We start from the raw sequence: 13,342 nt of genomic DNA on the forward strand, positions 1-13,342 counted from the left end.
ACGGCCCGCGCGGCCGTCGTGCGCGACGACGGTCGGAGGTCCGGGCGACGGGGCGCACGCGGACGGTCAGCACCATACGCGACGCGCCGGGGGCGGGCAATCGGACTGCGGGAGAAAAGCGACGAAAGGGGGCGAATCGCGGGGGATTCGCGACAATTGGTCGCAACAGGGGGCGGGCCGATGCCGCATCCCGGCGCTTGTCGCCTCACCCCGCCTGCCGCCCCCCGAATGCCTGCCTGATCCGCGCGAACAACCCATGCTGCGCGATCCACTCCGCATACGCGCGATAGTCCGGATCCCGCATCAAATGCCGCTCCTCGGTCTTCGCCCGCGTGTAATAGATCAGGTTGACCGCGACGAGCCCCGCGCAGTGCATCAGCCCGATCTGCCAGCCGAGCGGCTCGACGAACGGCACCGACACCATCCAGTACGACAGGTTCTTCGTGATGTATGCCGGATGCTTCGTGAAGCGGTACGGGCCCGACGTGATGATCCCGCGGTTCGTGAGGTTCGAGAACCGCAAGCCGAACGAGATCGTCGACAGCGCGTAAGTCATCAGCAGCAGGATGATGACGGCGCCCCAGATCACCCGCAGTGTCGGCGCGGACAGCAGCCAGTTGTCCCAGAACAGCGAACCTTCATAGCGGATGTAGTTGTTCGAGATCAGCGACCAGAACGGCTGGTAGCACATCAGCGCGGCGACCCAGCCGAGCGTGGTCGGCTCGACGGTGCGCACGTGGCTGTCGAGGATGCGGAACGTGCACAGGTAGCCGACGGTGCCAAACATCAGGTCCATCGTGAACGACAGGTCGTACAGGAACACGAAGGTCGCGATCGTCATCGGCGCGTTCACGGCGTGCGTGAGCGACGCGCTCAGGTGATCGGCGTCCTTCGACAGGTAGACGGTCATCAGCGGCAGGAAGAACGCCTTCACGCCCCAGCCGGCGAGCATCTCGCGCACGGGCTGCCAGCTCGCGGGCTGCTCGCGGCGGAACAGGAAGCGGCCCCACAGCAGGTACGCGTCGTCGGTTTCGCGCTGGTGGCGATCCATCCACGCGAAATAGAACGGTGCGGCGACGATCACGTACGGCGCGAGCGAACGCAGCAGCGACCAGAACGGCAGGTAGAACGCGCCGTGATATTCGGGCAGCAGCCAGTAGATCATCCCGATGCCGGCGTAGATCGACGTCAGCGCGCCGAGCCGCGTCGCGATGCGGGCCAGCCCGAGCGGGCGCACGGCCTGCCGCGACAGTCCCGCGCTCGGGCGCAGGTAGACGCGCGAGATGAAGATTTCGTGCAGCGCGATCGTGCCGATGATCGCGAGGCTCGCGATGACCGCGCGGGTGGCCGCGTCGAGGCCCGGCTGGTCGCGCGTGATCCATAGCGCGAACAGGCCGGCCGCGATGCCGAGCAGGCCGGCGCGAAATGGCGTGGCGGAACGGGGCGGGCGGTCCTGGGCCGCGGCGATGCCGTCGAGCGTGGAATTCATGATCGGATCCTCGTCGGGATGAGGGCCGGCGCCCCCGCTTGGCGGGTGACGCCGGCCGTCGGCCGGGCTTGGAATGGGTATGTGCCCGGCCATTGGCCTGTGGTTCTGATACGTGAAGCGTTACGTCGTTACTTCTTCGGGGTGGCGCCGAGCAGACCGCCGAGCAGGTTCGTCACCGGCGCCAGCAGGTTGGTCGCGCCAGCCGTGGTGGTGCCGTTCGAATTGCCGGTCAGGCCGGCCGCGACGGTGCCGCTGCCGGACGGCGTCGTCACCGTGCCGGCCGCGCCGCTCGGGCTGGCTGTGCCGACTGCGCCGAGCGTGCCGGCCGCCGAAGTCAGCGAGCCGGTCAGCGTGCCGACCGGACCGCTCGTCAGCGCGCCGCCGAGGTTGCCGGTCAGGTTGCCGCCCGGCGTCGTGACCGTGCCGGTGAGGCTTGTGCCGAGCGGCGTCAGCGCGTTGACGAGGCCGGTGACGGGCGCAAGCAGGCCGCCGACACCCGAACCGCTGGTGCCACCCGTCCCGCTCGAACCGAGGCCGCCGAGCGCGCCCGTCACCGTGCCGAGCAGGCCCGTGATCGGTGCGAGCGGGCCGCCGCCGGCACCACTGGTGCCGCTCGTTCCGCCCGTGCCGCTCGAGCTGCTGCCGCCGCCGAGTCCCCCCGTCAGCGAACCGAGCACGCCCGTGATCGGGGCGAGCGGGTTGGTGCCGCTGCTGGAGCTGCCGCTGGACAGCAGGCCGCCGGTCGACGCGACCGTGGTGCCGAGCTGGGACACGCTGCCGCCGGCGCTCGTGCCGACCGGGTTGCCCGTCGCGCCGCCGACCTGCGAACCGGCGAGGCCGAGGCCGCTGCCGAGCGTGCTCAGCAGGCCGCTGAGCGGGGCGCCGAGCAGGGTCGCGTTGCCGAGCGTCTGCGTGGCGCCGGGCGTCGTGACGCCGCCGGTCAGCGTGTTGGTGATCGGGTTGATCACGCTGCCGAGCTGCGTCTCGAGTTGCTGCACCGGCGCGCTGTTCAGCGCCGTGTTCAGCGACGATGCGGTCGAATTGACTGCCGTGCCGACCGTGTTGACGAGACTGCCGACCAGGGTCGTCGCCGGCGCGAGCGGCGACAGCGGGCCGGTGCCGAGGCTCGTCACGGCGTTGCCGAGGTTGTTGACCGCGCCGCCGGCGCCGCTCAGCAAGCCGGTGGTCGACGTGAGCGTCGGGCCGAGCGGGTTCGGCGACACGCCGATCGAGCCGAGGCCGGCCGCGACGCCGTTGCCGAGCGATTGCACGCCGTTGCCGAGGCTCGTGACCGCGTTGCCGATGCTGGTGGCCGTCGTCGGGTTCGTGCCGGGGATCTGCACGCCGCCAGCCTGGGCGCCGCCGTTCGCGACGGTCGTGCCGAGACCCGCAACGAGCGTGCCGGTTTGCTGAAGGACGTTGCCGAGCGGGGTGACGCTGGTGCCCGACGTACCCGACGTACCCGACGTACCCGACGTACCCGACGTACCCGACGTACCCGACGTACCGGAGGTGCCCGAGGTGCCGGAAGTACCCGACGTACCGGAGGTGCCCGAAGTACCGGAAGTACCCGAGGTGCCGGAAGTGCCCGAGGTGCCGGAAGTACCCGAGGTGCCGGAAGTACCCGAGGTGCCGGAAGTACCCGAGGTGCCGGAAGTGCCGGAGGTGCCTGAGGTGCCCGAGGTGCCCGAGGTGCCCGAGGTGCCCGAGGTGCCCGAAGTGCCCGAAGTGCCCGAAGTACCCGAAGTACCCGAAGTACCGGAAGTACCGGAAGTACCGGAAGTACCGGAAGTACCGGAAGTACCGGAAGTACCGGAAGTGCCCGAAGTACCGGAAGTGCCCGAGGTACCGGAAGTACCCGACGTACCGGAAGTGCCTGAAGTACCGGAAGTGCCCGAAGTACCGGAAGTACCCGAAGTGCCCGAAGTGCCCGAAGTGCCCGAAGTACCCGAAGTGCCCGAAGTGCCCGAAGTGCCCGAAGTGCCCGAAGTGCCCGAAGTGCCGGAAGTCCCCGAACTACCGCCTCCCGACGTGCCCGACGAACCGCCACCGGAGGTCCCTGAGCTACCACCGCCGGACGTACCGGTCGAGGTATTGCCGGACGCCCCGGACGTCCCCGACGTCCCCGGCTTGACCGTCGGCGTGACCGGCCCGTCGACCGAGCCGCAACCGTACAGTGTGACGAGCGACAAGACGGCAAGCGATACCGTCGTTTTCTTTAAGTAATGATGCATGGTGCCCTCGACATTGGAAGTTGTGTCTGGGGCATTACTGCAATTTCCGCGCCATGAAATCTTTCGCGCGATACGCGGGCGCTTTGTTGCGGTAATCGGGAAGATCGGCGCGATTTAAACGGAGGAATGGCGATTTCGTGTGATGGGTGAAACAGATGGGCCGGAGGCGGTTGCCGGAGTGTTCCCGTAAGACGCCGTAACGCGCGGCCGGATGTTACGTAGCGTTCAACGGCTGACGCGGCCGGCCGCGAACCGGGCACCGCATCTTTGACCGGCGCGCCGTGACGGGTGGCCGCACCGCGGCCACGGGGCGCCGCCATCACGCGCGGCCGCCCCGTCTGCTCCGGATGAAGCCTCAATGCTCGACGTGCGCCCCCTGCGCCGGCGCAGCCTCCGCCGCGGCGGCGACGCCGAGCAGCCAGTCCGCGGTTTCGTCCGGAATCGTGACCGGCAGCATGTGCCCGCCTTCGACGACCGTCAGCCGCACGCGCGCCGACTTCGTCGCGAGCGCGTCGCCGTGCGTGCGCCAGTTCAGGATCGGATCGGCGCGGCCGTACAGCACGTCGACGGGCAGCGCGAGCTCCGCGTAGCGGCGCTCCATCGCGGGCAGGTCGACGGGTGCCGACAGCAGGTCCGTCGCCGTCGCATAGAACACGTGCGGGCGCAGGCCGAGCAGTCCGCCGCCCTTCACCGGGAAGTCGCGCGGCACGGCTTCCGGCGCGAACACCTGGCTCACGGCCTTGCGGCCGGTCAGGATCGTCAGCGGGATCGCGAAGGTCCACGACACGAAGCGGCGCACCAGCGGCGACGGCAGCATCAGCGGCTTGAACGGCGCGGGCGGCTCGGTCTGTTCGTGCGACAGCGGCGCGATCAGCGCGAGCCGGCTCACGCTCTCCGGATGGTTGAGGCCGACCGCGAGCGCGATCGCGCCGCCGAGCGAGTGACCGACGAGCACGGGCCGGTCGAGCTTCAGCGCGTCGATGAATGCGGCGATCGTGCGGGCTTGCGCGAACACGTTGGCCTGCGAGCGGGCGCCGCGCAGCGAACGGCCGGCGCCGGGCCGGTCGATGAGGATCACGCGATGGTGCTGCGCGAGCCGCGTGAGCGGCAGGTACGCGAAGTTGCGCCATTGCCCGGCGAGCCCGTGCACGAACACGATCGGCGGCCCGCTGCCATACTCGACGTAGTGGATGCGGTCGCCGCCGATGTCGACGAAGCGGCCTTCGGGCGGAAACGCGCGCGTGACGCGGCGCGCGACGTACGCGGAAAACAGCGCGAGCGCGGCGAGCACCACGACGACGCCGAGCAGGATGTTCTGGATCAGATGGAGCGTATGGCTCATGTCGGCCTCAACGGGTTTCGAGTACGGGTTCGGCAACCGGCGCGGCGGCCGGGCCGGCTTGCGCGCGGCGTTCGAACTGCATCGCGGAATCGGCGAGCCCGCTGAACTTCAGCGACGCGAGATCGAGCACGTAGTTCTGGTGGAATTTCCACGGCTTGCGGTGCCCCTGCTTCGGCAGGATGCCGGCCGCGCGCTGGATGTAGCCGGAACTCAGGTTCACGGCCGGCACGTCGCCGAGATCGCCGGCGCCGAGCCGCGGCACGCAGGTGTCGTAGCCGTTCGCGCGCATGTGGTTCAGCAGCCGGCACACATAGCGTGCGATCAGCTCGGCCTTCAGCGTCCACGACGCGTTCGTGTAGCCGAACGACGACGCGAGGTTCGGCACGTCGCTGTACATCATTCCTTTATAGGACACCGTCTGCGGCAAATCGACCGCGCGGCCGTCGACCGTGACGCGCGCGCCGCCGAGCATCTTCACCTTCAGCCCGGTCGCGGTGACGATCACGTCCGCGTCGAGCTGCTGGCCGCTCTTCAGCTTCAGGCCGGTGGGCGTGAAGCGCTCGATCTCGTCGGTGACGATCGACGCACGGCCCGCGCGGATCGACTTGAACAGGTCGCCATTCGGCACGAGGCACACACGCTGGTCCCACGGCATGTAGCGCGGCGTCAGATGCTTCGCGACGTCGAAATCGGGGCCGAGCTGCTTGCCGGCCGCGCGGATGATGAACCGCTTCGTGCGCTCGGGCTTGCGGCGCGATACGTTGTACAGGTACATCGTCAGCAGCACGTTCTTCACGCGCACGAGCCGGTGCGCGAGCCGCGACGGCAGCACGCGGCGCAGCGCGTTCGCGATCTTGTCGCGCGCGGGCAGCGACACGATGTAGGTCGGCGAGCGCTGCAGCATCGTCACGTGTTTCGCGTCGCTCGCCATCGACGGCACCAGCGTGACGGCCGTCGCGCCGCTGCCGATCACGACCACGCGCCGGTTCGCGTACGACAGGTCCTTCGGCCATTGCTGCGGGTGCACGATCCGGCCTTCGAACGATTCCATGCCGGCCCAGTCGGGCAGGTAGCCGCCGTCGTAGTCGTAATAGCCGCTGCACATGTAGAGGAAGCGGCACGTGCGGACGAGCGTGTCCACCGCGCCGTCGCGCGTGCGCTCGATGCGCACCGTCCAGCGTGCGCGGTTCGAATCCCAGTCGGCCGCGACCACCTTCTGGCCGTAGCGGATCATCCGGTCGATATCGTATGCGCGTGCGGTGTCGCGGATGTAGTCGAGGATCGTCTGGCCGTCCGAGATCGCGTTGTCGCTGTGCCACGGGCGGAAGCTGTAGCCGAGCGTGAACATGTCGGAATCCGAACGAACGCCCGGATAACGGAACAGGTCCCAGGTGCCGCCGATCGCGTCGCGGGCCTCGACGATCGCGACGCTCGCGTACGGGCAGCGCTGTTTCAGGTGATAGGCGGCGCCGATGCCGGACAGGCCGGCGCCGACGATCAGCACGTCGAGGTCGCGGCTGTCGCCGGAGGCGGGCGGCGCGTCGCGCCGGTCGGTCGTCGTCGAGTTCATGCGGCATCCTGGGTTGGCGTGGTCGGGCGTGCGGACGGTGCATCCGTGCGGTCGAGATTGCGGGCGCGGGCACGGCGCACGTGGCGCAGCACCAGCCGCTGGTAGCCGGCGCCGAGCAGGCGCGCGATCTTGTCGAGGCGGCGCGCATCGGCGCCGACCAGCACGCGGCGCGCGTTGCGCTCGACGCCGGCGAGGATCTGCCGCGCGGCCTCGTCGGCCGTCGTTGCGTTGATCAGGCGGTTCGCCTGGCGGCGGTGAGTGGCTTCGTTCTGGCCCGTGAGCGCGTGAATGCTGGTGTCGACGCGGCTCGCATTGACGATGCCGGTCGCGACGCCGCCCGGATGCACGCAGGTCGCGCTGACCGGCGCGCCGTCGAGCTCGAGCTCCATGCGCAGCGCTTCGGTGAAGCCGCGCACCGCGAACTTGGTCGCGTTGTACGCGCTCTGCGTCGGCATCGCGATGAGGCCGAACAGGCTCGACGTGTTGATCACGTGCCCGTCGCCGGACGCGCGCAGATGCGGCAGGAACGCTTGCGTGCCGTGCACGACGCCCCAGAAGTTGATGCCGACGATCCATTCGAGATCGGCGAGGCGTGCGGTCTCGGCGCTCGCGGCCAGCGACACGCCCGCGTTGTTGAAGATCAGGTTGACCTTGCCGTGTTCGGCGCGCACGAAATCGGCCCATGCGAACACCGCGTCGCGGTCGGCCACATCGAGCCGGCGCATGCTCGTGCGCACGCCGTGCTTCGTGCACGCGGCCGCGGTGGCGGCCAGCCCGACATCGTTGACGTCGGCGAGCGCGAGCTCGCAGCCGCGCCGCGCGAGCTCGACCGCGAGGCTGCGGCCCATGCCCGAACCGGCGCCCGTGATCGCGGCGACCTTGCCGGAAAACCCCTTCATCGTCGTTCCTCCCGTTCCGCTTGCGCTGTGTCGGCGGCGCGCCTATTGTGGTGTTGTTTGTCACCACTTTAGTTTTCGGGTGTCATGATGTCAAATAGCGAAATGGAGAAAGCACTCGAAACGGAAAAACGGGGTCGGGCGTACGGCGGCGTCGCGCCTGAGGTGCGGGCGGCGGAGCGGCGCGACGCGTTGATCCGCGCGGCGACGCGCGTGTTCGGCACGGTCGGCTTCCGCAAGGCGACCGTGCGGTCGATCTGCCAGGAAGCGAAACTCAACGACCGCTATTTCTACGCGGCGTTCGACAGCACCGAGGATCTGCTGCGCTGCACCTACCTGCATCACGCGCAGCAATTGCACGACGCGGTCGCGCGCGCGGTGGCCGGGCGCGGCGGCGATCTGCGCGAGCGCGTCGACGCGGGGCTCGCCGCGTTCTTCGACTTCCTGCGCGACCCGTGCGCGGCGCGCGTGCTGCTGCTCGAGGTGATGGGCGTGAGCGCGGATACCGACATGACGTACCAGCGGATGCTGATCGACTTCGGCAAGCTGATCATGGCGATCGGCGCGGCGCGCGAGGCCGTGACGCCCGCGGAGCGCACCGAGCAGCGGCTGGTCGGGCTCGCGCTCGTCGGCGCGATGACGAACGTCGGCGCGGCGTGGCTGCTCACCGGGTATCGCGATCCGGAGGCGCAGATGGTCGCGAGTTGCAGGAAGGTGCTGCTGGGGACGTTGCGGGAAGCGGGCGGGTAGGTCATTTTGTAACAGCCCTTGTTGGCAATCTCAGTCTGAGATAATGTCGTTTGATGCGAGTAATCTCAAACAAGGCTTTGGTCGACTTTGCCGCAATTCATGCGGATGCATCTGTTCCGCTACAGATGTGGCGCAGGACGATCGAGGGTAGCTTTTTCACGAACTTTGCCGACGTTAAGAAAGCCTTTAATGCAACGGACAAGGTTGGGAGCTTTTACGTGTTCGACATTGGCGGAAACAAGTACAGGCTGATTGCCGCCATTCATTTCAACACGCAGAAGCTATATGTGCGGGAAGTCATGACGCACAAGGAGTACAACAAATGGAAGCCCTGACTTTTTCACGGAACGACATTGACGAGTTGGCACGGCACTTCGAAGCTATTTCGCTCAAGGTGCCACTTCATCCGATCACCTCCGATCGAGATTACGACTTTGCGGTGCGCGCACTTAACGCACTGCTCGATGCCGGAGCGGCTGACGAACACCACAAGCTTGCTTCGCTTGCGGATACGCTCGGGGAATTCATCAGCGAATATGACGACGCGCATCACAGTCTGCCGGAGGCATCTGCGGTGGACGTGCTTAAATACTTGATGCTCGAGAACGACGTTCGCCAGGCGGACCTTCCGGAGATTGGCAGTCAGGGTGTTGTTTCAGAGGTATTGAGTGGGAAGCGCGAACTAAACGTGCGTCAAATTACTGAGCTATCCCGTCGATTTAAGGTAAGTCCCGCAGCATTCTTCCCCGTCTGAGCGCAAGTCAGCCCGAGGCGATGTCACGGAATTTTTCGCGAGAGAGTCGCGCGCCGCCCCGCACGAACCGGTCATACGCGGTGACCCTCGGTTTCAGCTTCCCGCGCTCGTCCCACTCGTCCCAACCGGGAAACCGCTGCGGCGTATCCGTCTGCCAGTTCGCGAGCCGACGGCCGAGCGTGTCCCGCTGCGCGGCCAGTTCAGCCGCCAGTGCCGCATCGGCCTGATATGCATAGCCGCCGCGCGCGTCCTGCACGCCATGCGCGAGCACCGGCGGCAGCACGCCGTACCCCATGTAATGCAGCGAGTAATGAATCGGCCATAGCAGCAGGCCGCTGTCGCCGCCGCATCCGCCCGGGCCGAACGTGGCCGCCGGCGCGCCGGTCGTGACCGAGCAGATCGCGCGCCGGCCGCGGAGCATCGTTGACCGACGACGCTTCACCGTGTCGAGCGCTTCGGCCGCGTCGTCCTCGCCGGTGCCGCGCGCGCCGTTTCCCCGATCCTCGCCTTCATCGCGTCGATGAACGCGCGCACCTTCGGCGACGGCAGCCGCGTCGACGGATACACCGCGTGAATCCCGGCCCGCGCCGAGCGCCACGCGGGCAGCAGCCGCACGAGCCGTCCGGCCGCGATGTCCTCCGCAATCGAAAAATCCGTCAGGAGCCCGAAACCGCCGCCCGCGAGCGCGATCGCGCGGCAGGCCGTCGCGGTGTTCGACACGACCGGCGCGACGCAGCGCACGGACGCCTGGCCGCCGCGCGCGTGATCGAGCTCGAGCGTATGCGGGCGCGGCAGCGTCGACAGCATCACGAACGGCAGCGCGGCGAGCGCGTCGGGATCGCGCGGCAGGCCGTGCCGCGCGACGAACGCAGGGCTCGCGACCAGCCATTTCTCGTATTCGCCGAGCTGCACCGCGCGATAGTTCGAATCCGCGAGGCGGCCGATGCGGATCGCGACGTCGAGGTTGTCCGCGACCAGATCGACGACGCGGTCGTTCGCGATCAGTTCGACGTCGAGACCGGGATGCACGTCGCGCAGCGCGACAATGGCCGGCGCGACGACCAGCGAACCATAGTCGATCGGCACGCTTACCCGCAGCGTGCCCCGCAGCGGCCCCGTGTCGGACGACACCGCGTCGAGTGCCGTTTCGGTCGCCCGGACGATGTCGCGGCACGCGTCGTAGAACGTGCGGCCCGCCTCGGTCACGCTCAGCCGCCGCGTGGTGCGCACCAGCAGGTTCGCGCCGACCTCGGATTCGAGGCGCTGCATGTGGGTGCTGACGACCGTCTTTGCGAGGCCGAGCCGCTCGGCCGCGGCCGTCAGCGAGCCGGCATCGACCACCGCGACGAAGATCGCCAGCCGGTTCAGGTTCACGTCGCGCAGGTCGGCCATCGTCGATTGTCCTATGAAAGCGGATAATGTTTCCGCGATTATCCGCCTTCTGGATGCGGCCGGCGAGCGCTACGCTGGGGGCTGTTCGTCGCCGATTCCCGGCGGCGCGAGATCCAGGAGCCTCCCCATGTCCGCCGCCAGCAAGCCCGCCCGTCCGGTGCGTGTCTACTCGTTCCCGCTATCGGGGCACGCGCATCGCGTCCGGCTGTTCCTGTCGCTGCTCGGGCTGCCGTTCGAGACCGTCGACGTCGACCTCGCGGCCGGCGCGCAGCGCGCACCCGCGTTCCTCGCGCTCAATCCGCTCGGCCAGGTGCCGGTGATCGACGACGACGGCACCGTGCTGGCCGATTCGAACGCGATCCTCGTCTATCTCGCGAAGCGCTACGGCGACGCGCACTGGCTGCCCGACGACGCAGCCGGCGCGGCAACCGTGCAGCGCTGGCTGTCGTACGCAGCCGGGCCGATCGCGTCGGGGCCGGCCGCCGCGCGGCTCGTCACCGTGTTCAGCGCGCCGCTCGATCACGACGCGGCCAAGCGCACGGCCGCGAAGGTGCTCGCCGTGATCGACGGCGAACTCGCCGGCAAGCCGTTCGCCGCGGGCGCGCAGCCGACGATCGCCGACATCGCCGCGTACACGTACATCGCGCACGCGCCGGAAGGCGGCGTGTCGCTCGACCCGTATCCGCACGTGCGTGCATGGCTCGCGCGCGTCGAGGCGCTGCCGGGCTTCGTCGGCATGCCGTCGACTCGTGCCGGCCTTCTCGCCGCCTGAAGCGGGAGAACGTGATGAACGCGCCGACCGCCGCCGTACCGGGTTGGGAGCTCGACGCTGCGCCGTTTCATGCGGGCGAACTCGCCGTGCAGCAGCGCGCGGGCGTGACGGAGGCCGCGGGCGCGGCCGGCCGGCGCGGGATCCGGCGCTTCATGCCGGACCAGCACCGGACGTTTTTCGCGCAGTTGCCGTTCTTCGTGCTCGGCGGCGTCGATGCGGGCGGCCAGCCGTGGGCGACGCTGCGGGTCGGGCGGCCGGGCTTCGTGACGACGCCGGATGCACGCACGTTGCGCATCGACGGCGACGCGCTGCCCGGCGATCCGCTGGCCGGCGCGTGGCAGCCGGGCGTGCCGCTCGGCGGGCTCGGGATCGAGTTCGACACGCGCCGCCGCAATCGCGTGAACGGTGTCGTGCGCGCGGTCGACGGCGGCGCGCTGACGATCGCGGTCGAGCAGAGCTTCGGCAACTGCGCGAAGTACATCCAGGGGCGCACGCCGACGTTCGTGTCGCGTGAACGCGGGACGTCCGCGGAAGTCGTTGCGTCCGACGTGTCGGATCGATTGACCGACGCCGACCGCGCGCTGCTCGCGCAGGCCGACACGTTCTTCGTCGCGAGCGCGAACACGTCGGCCGGTGCGGGCGCCGCGCGCGGCGCGGACGTGTCGCATCGCGGCGGCCTGCCGGGCTTCGTGCGCGTCGACGACGCGCACACGCTGACGACGCCGGATTTCAGCGGCAACCGCTTCTTCAATACGCTCGGCAACCTGCAGCACGATCCGCGCGCGGGACTGCTGTTCGTCGATTTCGACAGCGGCGACCTGCTGTATGTCGCCGCGCGGGCGGAGATCGTGTGGGACGGGCCGCTTGTCGCGTCGTTCGATGGCGCGCAGCGGGTCGTGCGGTTTCATGTGCGCGAAGTGCGGCGCACGCGGGGTGTGCTGCCGTTCCGGTGGTCGGCGGTCGAGCGGGCGCCGCAGTTTGCGGGGAAGGGAGCGGCGAACGCGGGAGGGGCGGCGGCATCGGTTTCATCATCGGCATCGGCAGTCATATCCACATCGCCTTCCAACTGGCGCCCGCTGCGCATCGCGAAGATCGTCGACGAAGCGCGCGCGATCCGTTCGTTTCATTTCGAACCGGCGGACGGCAGCGCGTTGCCGGCCTACGAAGCCGGTCAGCATCTGACCTTGAGCGTCGCGCTGCCGGACAGCGCCGCACCGGCGATCCGCAGCTACACGCTGTCCGATGCGCCCGGTGCGTCGCATTACCGCATTACCGTGAAGCGCGAAGGACGCGTGTCGGCCTGGCTGCACGACCACGCGCGTGCCGGGATGACGCTCGATGCGCAGATGCCGCGCGGCCGCTTCACATTCGACGTCGCGAGCCCGCGTCCGGCCGTGCTGGTATCGGCCGGTATCGGCATCACGCCGATGATCGCGATGCTGCGTCGCGCACTGGCCGACGACACGCCGTCGCGCCGCATCGTGTTCGTGCACGGCGCACGCGAGACGGCCGACCGGCCGTTCGCGACGGAACTGACCCGCATCGCGAACGCCGACACTCGCGTGTCGCTGCACTGGTTCGACAGCCAGCCGCGGCGCGACGGCACGGCGCAACCGGGGCGCGTCGATCTTGCGCAACTGAAGCGCCTCCTGCCGTTCGACGACTACGACTTCTACCTGTGCGGGCCGTCCGCGTTCATGCGCGATCTGTACGACGGCTTGCGTGCGCTGAACGTGCCGGACGAGCGGATCCGCTTCGAGGCGTTCGGGCCGTCGAGTGTCGTCCGCAGCGTGGCCCGCACGGCAACGGCAGCGCTGCCGGCAGTGGCGAGCGTGCCCGTCGTGTTCCACCGCTCGGCGCGCGACGCCGCGTGGACGCCCGCCGACGGCACGCTGCTCGAATTTGCCGAAGGCGTGGGCGTGGCTGTGCCGTCCGAATGCCGGTCGGGGTCGTGCGGCACGTGCGCGACGCGCGTGCTGTCCGGTGTGGTCGATTACGTGCAGCCGCCCGATGCGGCGGTCGAACCCGGCTGCGCGCTGCTGTGCGTCGCACGGCCTGCCGAAGGGGACGTGGAGCCGCTCGTGCTCGACCGCTGACGCACGTGCGGCGTCGCGCGGGACAACCGTGCGACACGCGGTCGCAC

The 13,342-nt window shown here is 69.0% G+C and carries 12 protein-coding genes; 5 read left to right on the forward strand and 7 right to left on the reverse strand.

Translation table 11 applies throughout. The annotated features are described in order from the left end of the window. Positions 1-205: 205 nt before the first annotated feature. The 5 genes from ACTJKF_RS15605 to ACTJKF_RS15625 form a co-directional block, all read right to left on the reverse strand. Positions 206-1,489 (reverse strand): isoprenylcysteine carboxylmethyltransferase family protein, encoded by a 1,284-nt coding sequence (locus ACTJKF_RS15605; RefSeq protein ID WP_440624412.1) that lies wholly within the window; start codon positions 1,487-1,489, stop codon positions 206-208. A 128-nt stretch (positions 1,490-1,617) separates the two neighbouring features. Beyond that, positions 1,618-3,723, reverse strand: a complete 2,106-nt coding sequence (locus ACTJKF_RS15610; protein ID WP_440624413.1) for a collagen-like triple helix repeat-containing protein — start codon at positions 3,721-3,723, stop codon at positions 1,618-1,620. Between the two features lie 355 nt (positions 3,724-4,078). Then, positions 4,079-5,065 (reverse strand): alpha/beta fold hydrolase, encoded by a 987-nt coding sequence (locus ACTJKF_RS15615; RefSeq protein ID WP_440624414.1) that lies wholly within the window; start codon positions 5,063-5,065, stop codon positions 4,079-4,081. A 7-nt stretch (positions 5,066-5,072) separates the two neighbouring features. Further along, on the reverse strand, positions 5,073-6,635 hold the full coding sequence (locus ACTJKF_RS15620; RefSeq protein ID WP_440624415.1) for a flavin-containing monooxygenase: 1,563 nt from the start codon (positions 6,633-6,635) through the stop codon (positions 5,073-5,075). Beyond that, on the reverse strand, positions 6,632-7,534 hold the full coding sequence (locus ACTJKF_RS15625; RefSeq protein WP_440624416.1) for an SDR family NAD(P)-dependent oxidoreductase: 903 nt from the start codon (positions 7,532-7,534) through the stop codon (positions 6,632-6,634). The genes ACTJKF_RS15620 and ACTJKF_RS15625 overlap by 4 nt, the downstream gene beginning before the upstream one ends. 87 nt (positions 7,535-7,621) lie before the next feature. Here ACTJKF_RS15625 and ACTJKF_RS15630 point away from each other — a divergent pair, with 87 nt between their 5' ends. From ACTJKF_RS15630 to ACTJKF_RS15640, 3 genes are read left to right on the forward strand one after another with little or no spacing between them, the layout of a single operon-like run. Further along, positions 7,622-8,281: a TetR/AcrR family transcriptional regulator gene (locus ACTJKF_RS15630; protein ID WP_440624417.1), complete on the forward strand. Its 660-nt coding sequence runs from the start codon at positions 7,622-7,624 to the stop codon at positions 8,279-8,281. A gap of 53 nt (positions 8,282-8,334) precedes the next feature. Next, positions 8,335-8,616 carry a type II toxin-antitoxin system HigB family toxin gene (locus tag ACTJKF_RS15635; RefSeq protein WP_440624418.1) on the forward strand — a complete coding sequence of 94 codons (282 nt, stop codon included), beginning with the start codon at positions 8,335-8,337 and terminating at the stop codon, positions 8,614-8,616. Continuing rightward, on the forward strand, positions 8,604-9,035 hold the full coding sequence (locus ACTJKF_RS15640; RefSeq protein WP_440624419.1) for a helix-turn-helix domain-containing protein: 432 nt from the start codon (positions 8,604-8,606) through the stop codon (positions 9,033-9,035). Before ACTJKF_RS15635 ends, ACTJKF_RS15640 begins: the two co-directional genes overlap by 13 nt. Positions 9,036-9,042: 7 nt before the next feature. On the opposite strand, the gene ACTJKF_RS15645 is transcribed toward ACTJKF_RS15640, so the two are convergent. Both ACTJKF_RS15645 and ACTJKF_RS15650 read right to left on the reverse strand, forming a co-directional pair. Further along, positions 9,043-9,456, reverse strand: coding sequence for an NAD(P)H-dependent oxidoreductase (locus ACTJKF_RS15645; protein ID WP_440624420.1), 414 nt, complete (start codon positions 9,454-9,456; stop codon positions 9,043-9,045). A gap of 17 nt (positions 9,457-9,473) precedes the next feature. Continuing rightward, complete coding sequence (locus tag ACTJKF_RS15650; protein WP_440624421.1) at positions 9,474-10,427, reverse strand: LysR family transcriptional regulator; 954 nt, start codon at positions 10,425-10,427, stop codon at positions 9,474-9,476. Between the two features lie 127 nt (positions 10,428-10,554). On the opposite strand from ACTJKF_RS15650, the gene ACTJKF_RS15655 reads away from it, so the two are divergent. Beyond that, complete coding sequence (locus tag ACTJKF_RS15655; RefSeq protein WP_440624422.1) at positions 10,555-11,199, forward strand: glutathione S-transferase family protein; 645 nt, start codon at positions 10,555-10,557, stop codon at positions 11,197-11,199. A gap of 14 nt (positions 11,200-11,213) precedes the next feature. Next, positions 11,214-13,295 carry a pyridoxamine 5'-phosphate oxidase family protein gene (locus tag ACTJKF_RS15660; protein ID WP_440624423.1) on the forward strand — a complete coding sequence of 694 codons (2,082 nt, stop codon included), beginning with the start codon at positions 11,214-11,216 and terminating at the stop codon, positions 13,293-13,295. Positions 13,296-13,342 lie beyond the last annotated feature (47 nt).

This window comes from Burkholderia sp. 22313, assembly GCF_052045245.1.
Taxonomy (GTDB): Bacteria; Pseudomonadota; Gammaproteobacteria; order Burkholderiales; family Burkholderiaceae; genus Burkholderia.

Excerpts from the sequence above, each read along its gene's own strand:
- ACTJKF_RS15620 (WP_440624415.1), bottom strand. The coding sequence starts at position 6,635 with ATGAACTCGACGACGACCGACCGGCGCGACGCGCCGCCCGCCTCCGGC.
- ACTJKF_RS15615 (WP_440624414.1), bottom strand. The coding sequence starts at position 5,065 with ATGAGCCATACGCTCCATCTGATCCAGAACATCCTGCTCGGCGTCGTC.
- ACTJKF_RS15610 (WP_440624413.1), bottom strand. The coding sequence starts at position 3,723 with ATGCATCATTACTTAAAGAAAACGACGGTATCGCTTGCCGTCTTGTCG.
- ACTJKF_RS15625 (WP_440624416.1), bottom strand. The coding sequence starts at position 7,534 with ATGAAGGGGTTTTCCGGCAAGGTCGCCGCGATCACGGGCGCCGGTTCG.
- ACTJKF_RS15640 (WP_440624419.1), top strand. The coding sequence starts at position 8,604 with ATGGAAGCCCTGACTTTTTCACGGAACGACATTGACGAGTTGGCACGG.
- ACTJKF_RS15655 (WP_440624422.1), top strand. The coding sequence starts at position 10,555 with ATGTCCGCCGCCAGCAAGCCCGCCCGTCCGGTGCGTGTCTACTCGTTC.
- ACTJKF_RS15650 (WP_440624421.1), bottom strand. The coding sequence starts at position 10,427 with ATGGCCGACCTGCGCGACGTGAACCTGAACCGGCTGGCGATCTTCGTC.
- ACTJKF_RS15605 (WP_440624412.1), bottom strand. The coding sequence starts at position 1,489 with ATGAATTCCACGCTCGACGGCATCGCCGCGGCCCAGGACCGCCCGCCC.
- ACTJKF_RS15635 (WP_440624418.1), top strand. The coding sequence starts at position 8,335 with ATGCGAGTAATCTCAAACAAGGCTTTGGTCGACTTTGCCGCAATTCAT.
- ACTJKF_RS15660 (WP_440624423.1), top strand. The coding sequence starts at position 11,214 with ATGAACGCGCCGACCGCCGCCGTACCGGGTTGGGAGCTCGACGCTGCG.
- ACTJKF_RS15630 (WP_440624417.1), top strand. The coding sequence starts at position 7,622 with ATGTCAAATAGCGAAATGGAGAAAGCACTCGAAACGGAAAAACGGGGT.
- ACTJKF_RS15645 (WP_440624420.1), bottom strand. The coding sequence starts at position 9,456 with ATGCTCCGCGGCCGGCGCGCGATCTGCTCGGTCACGACCGGCGCGCCG.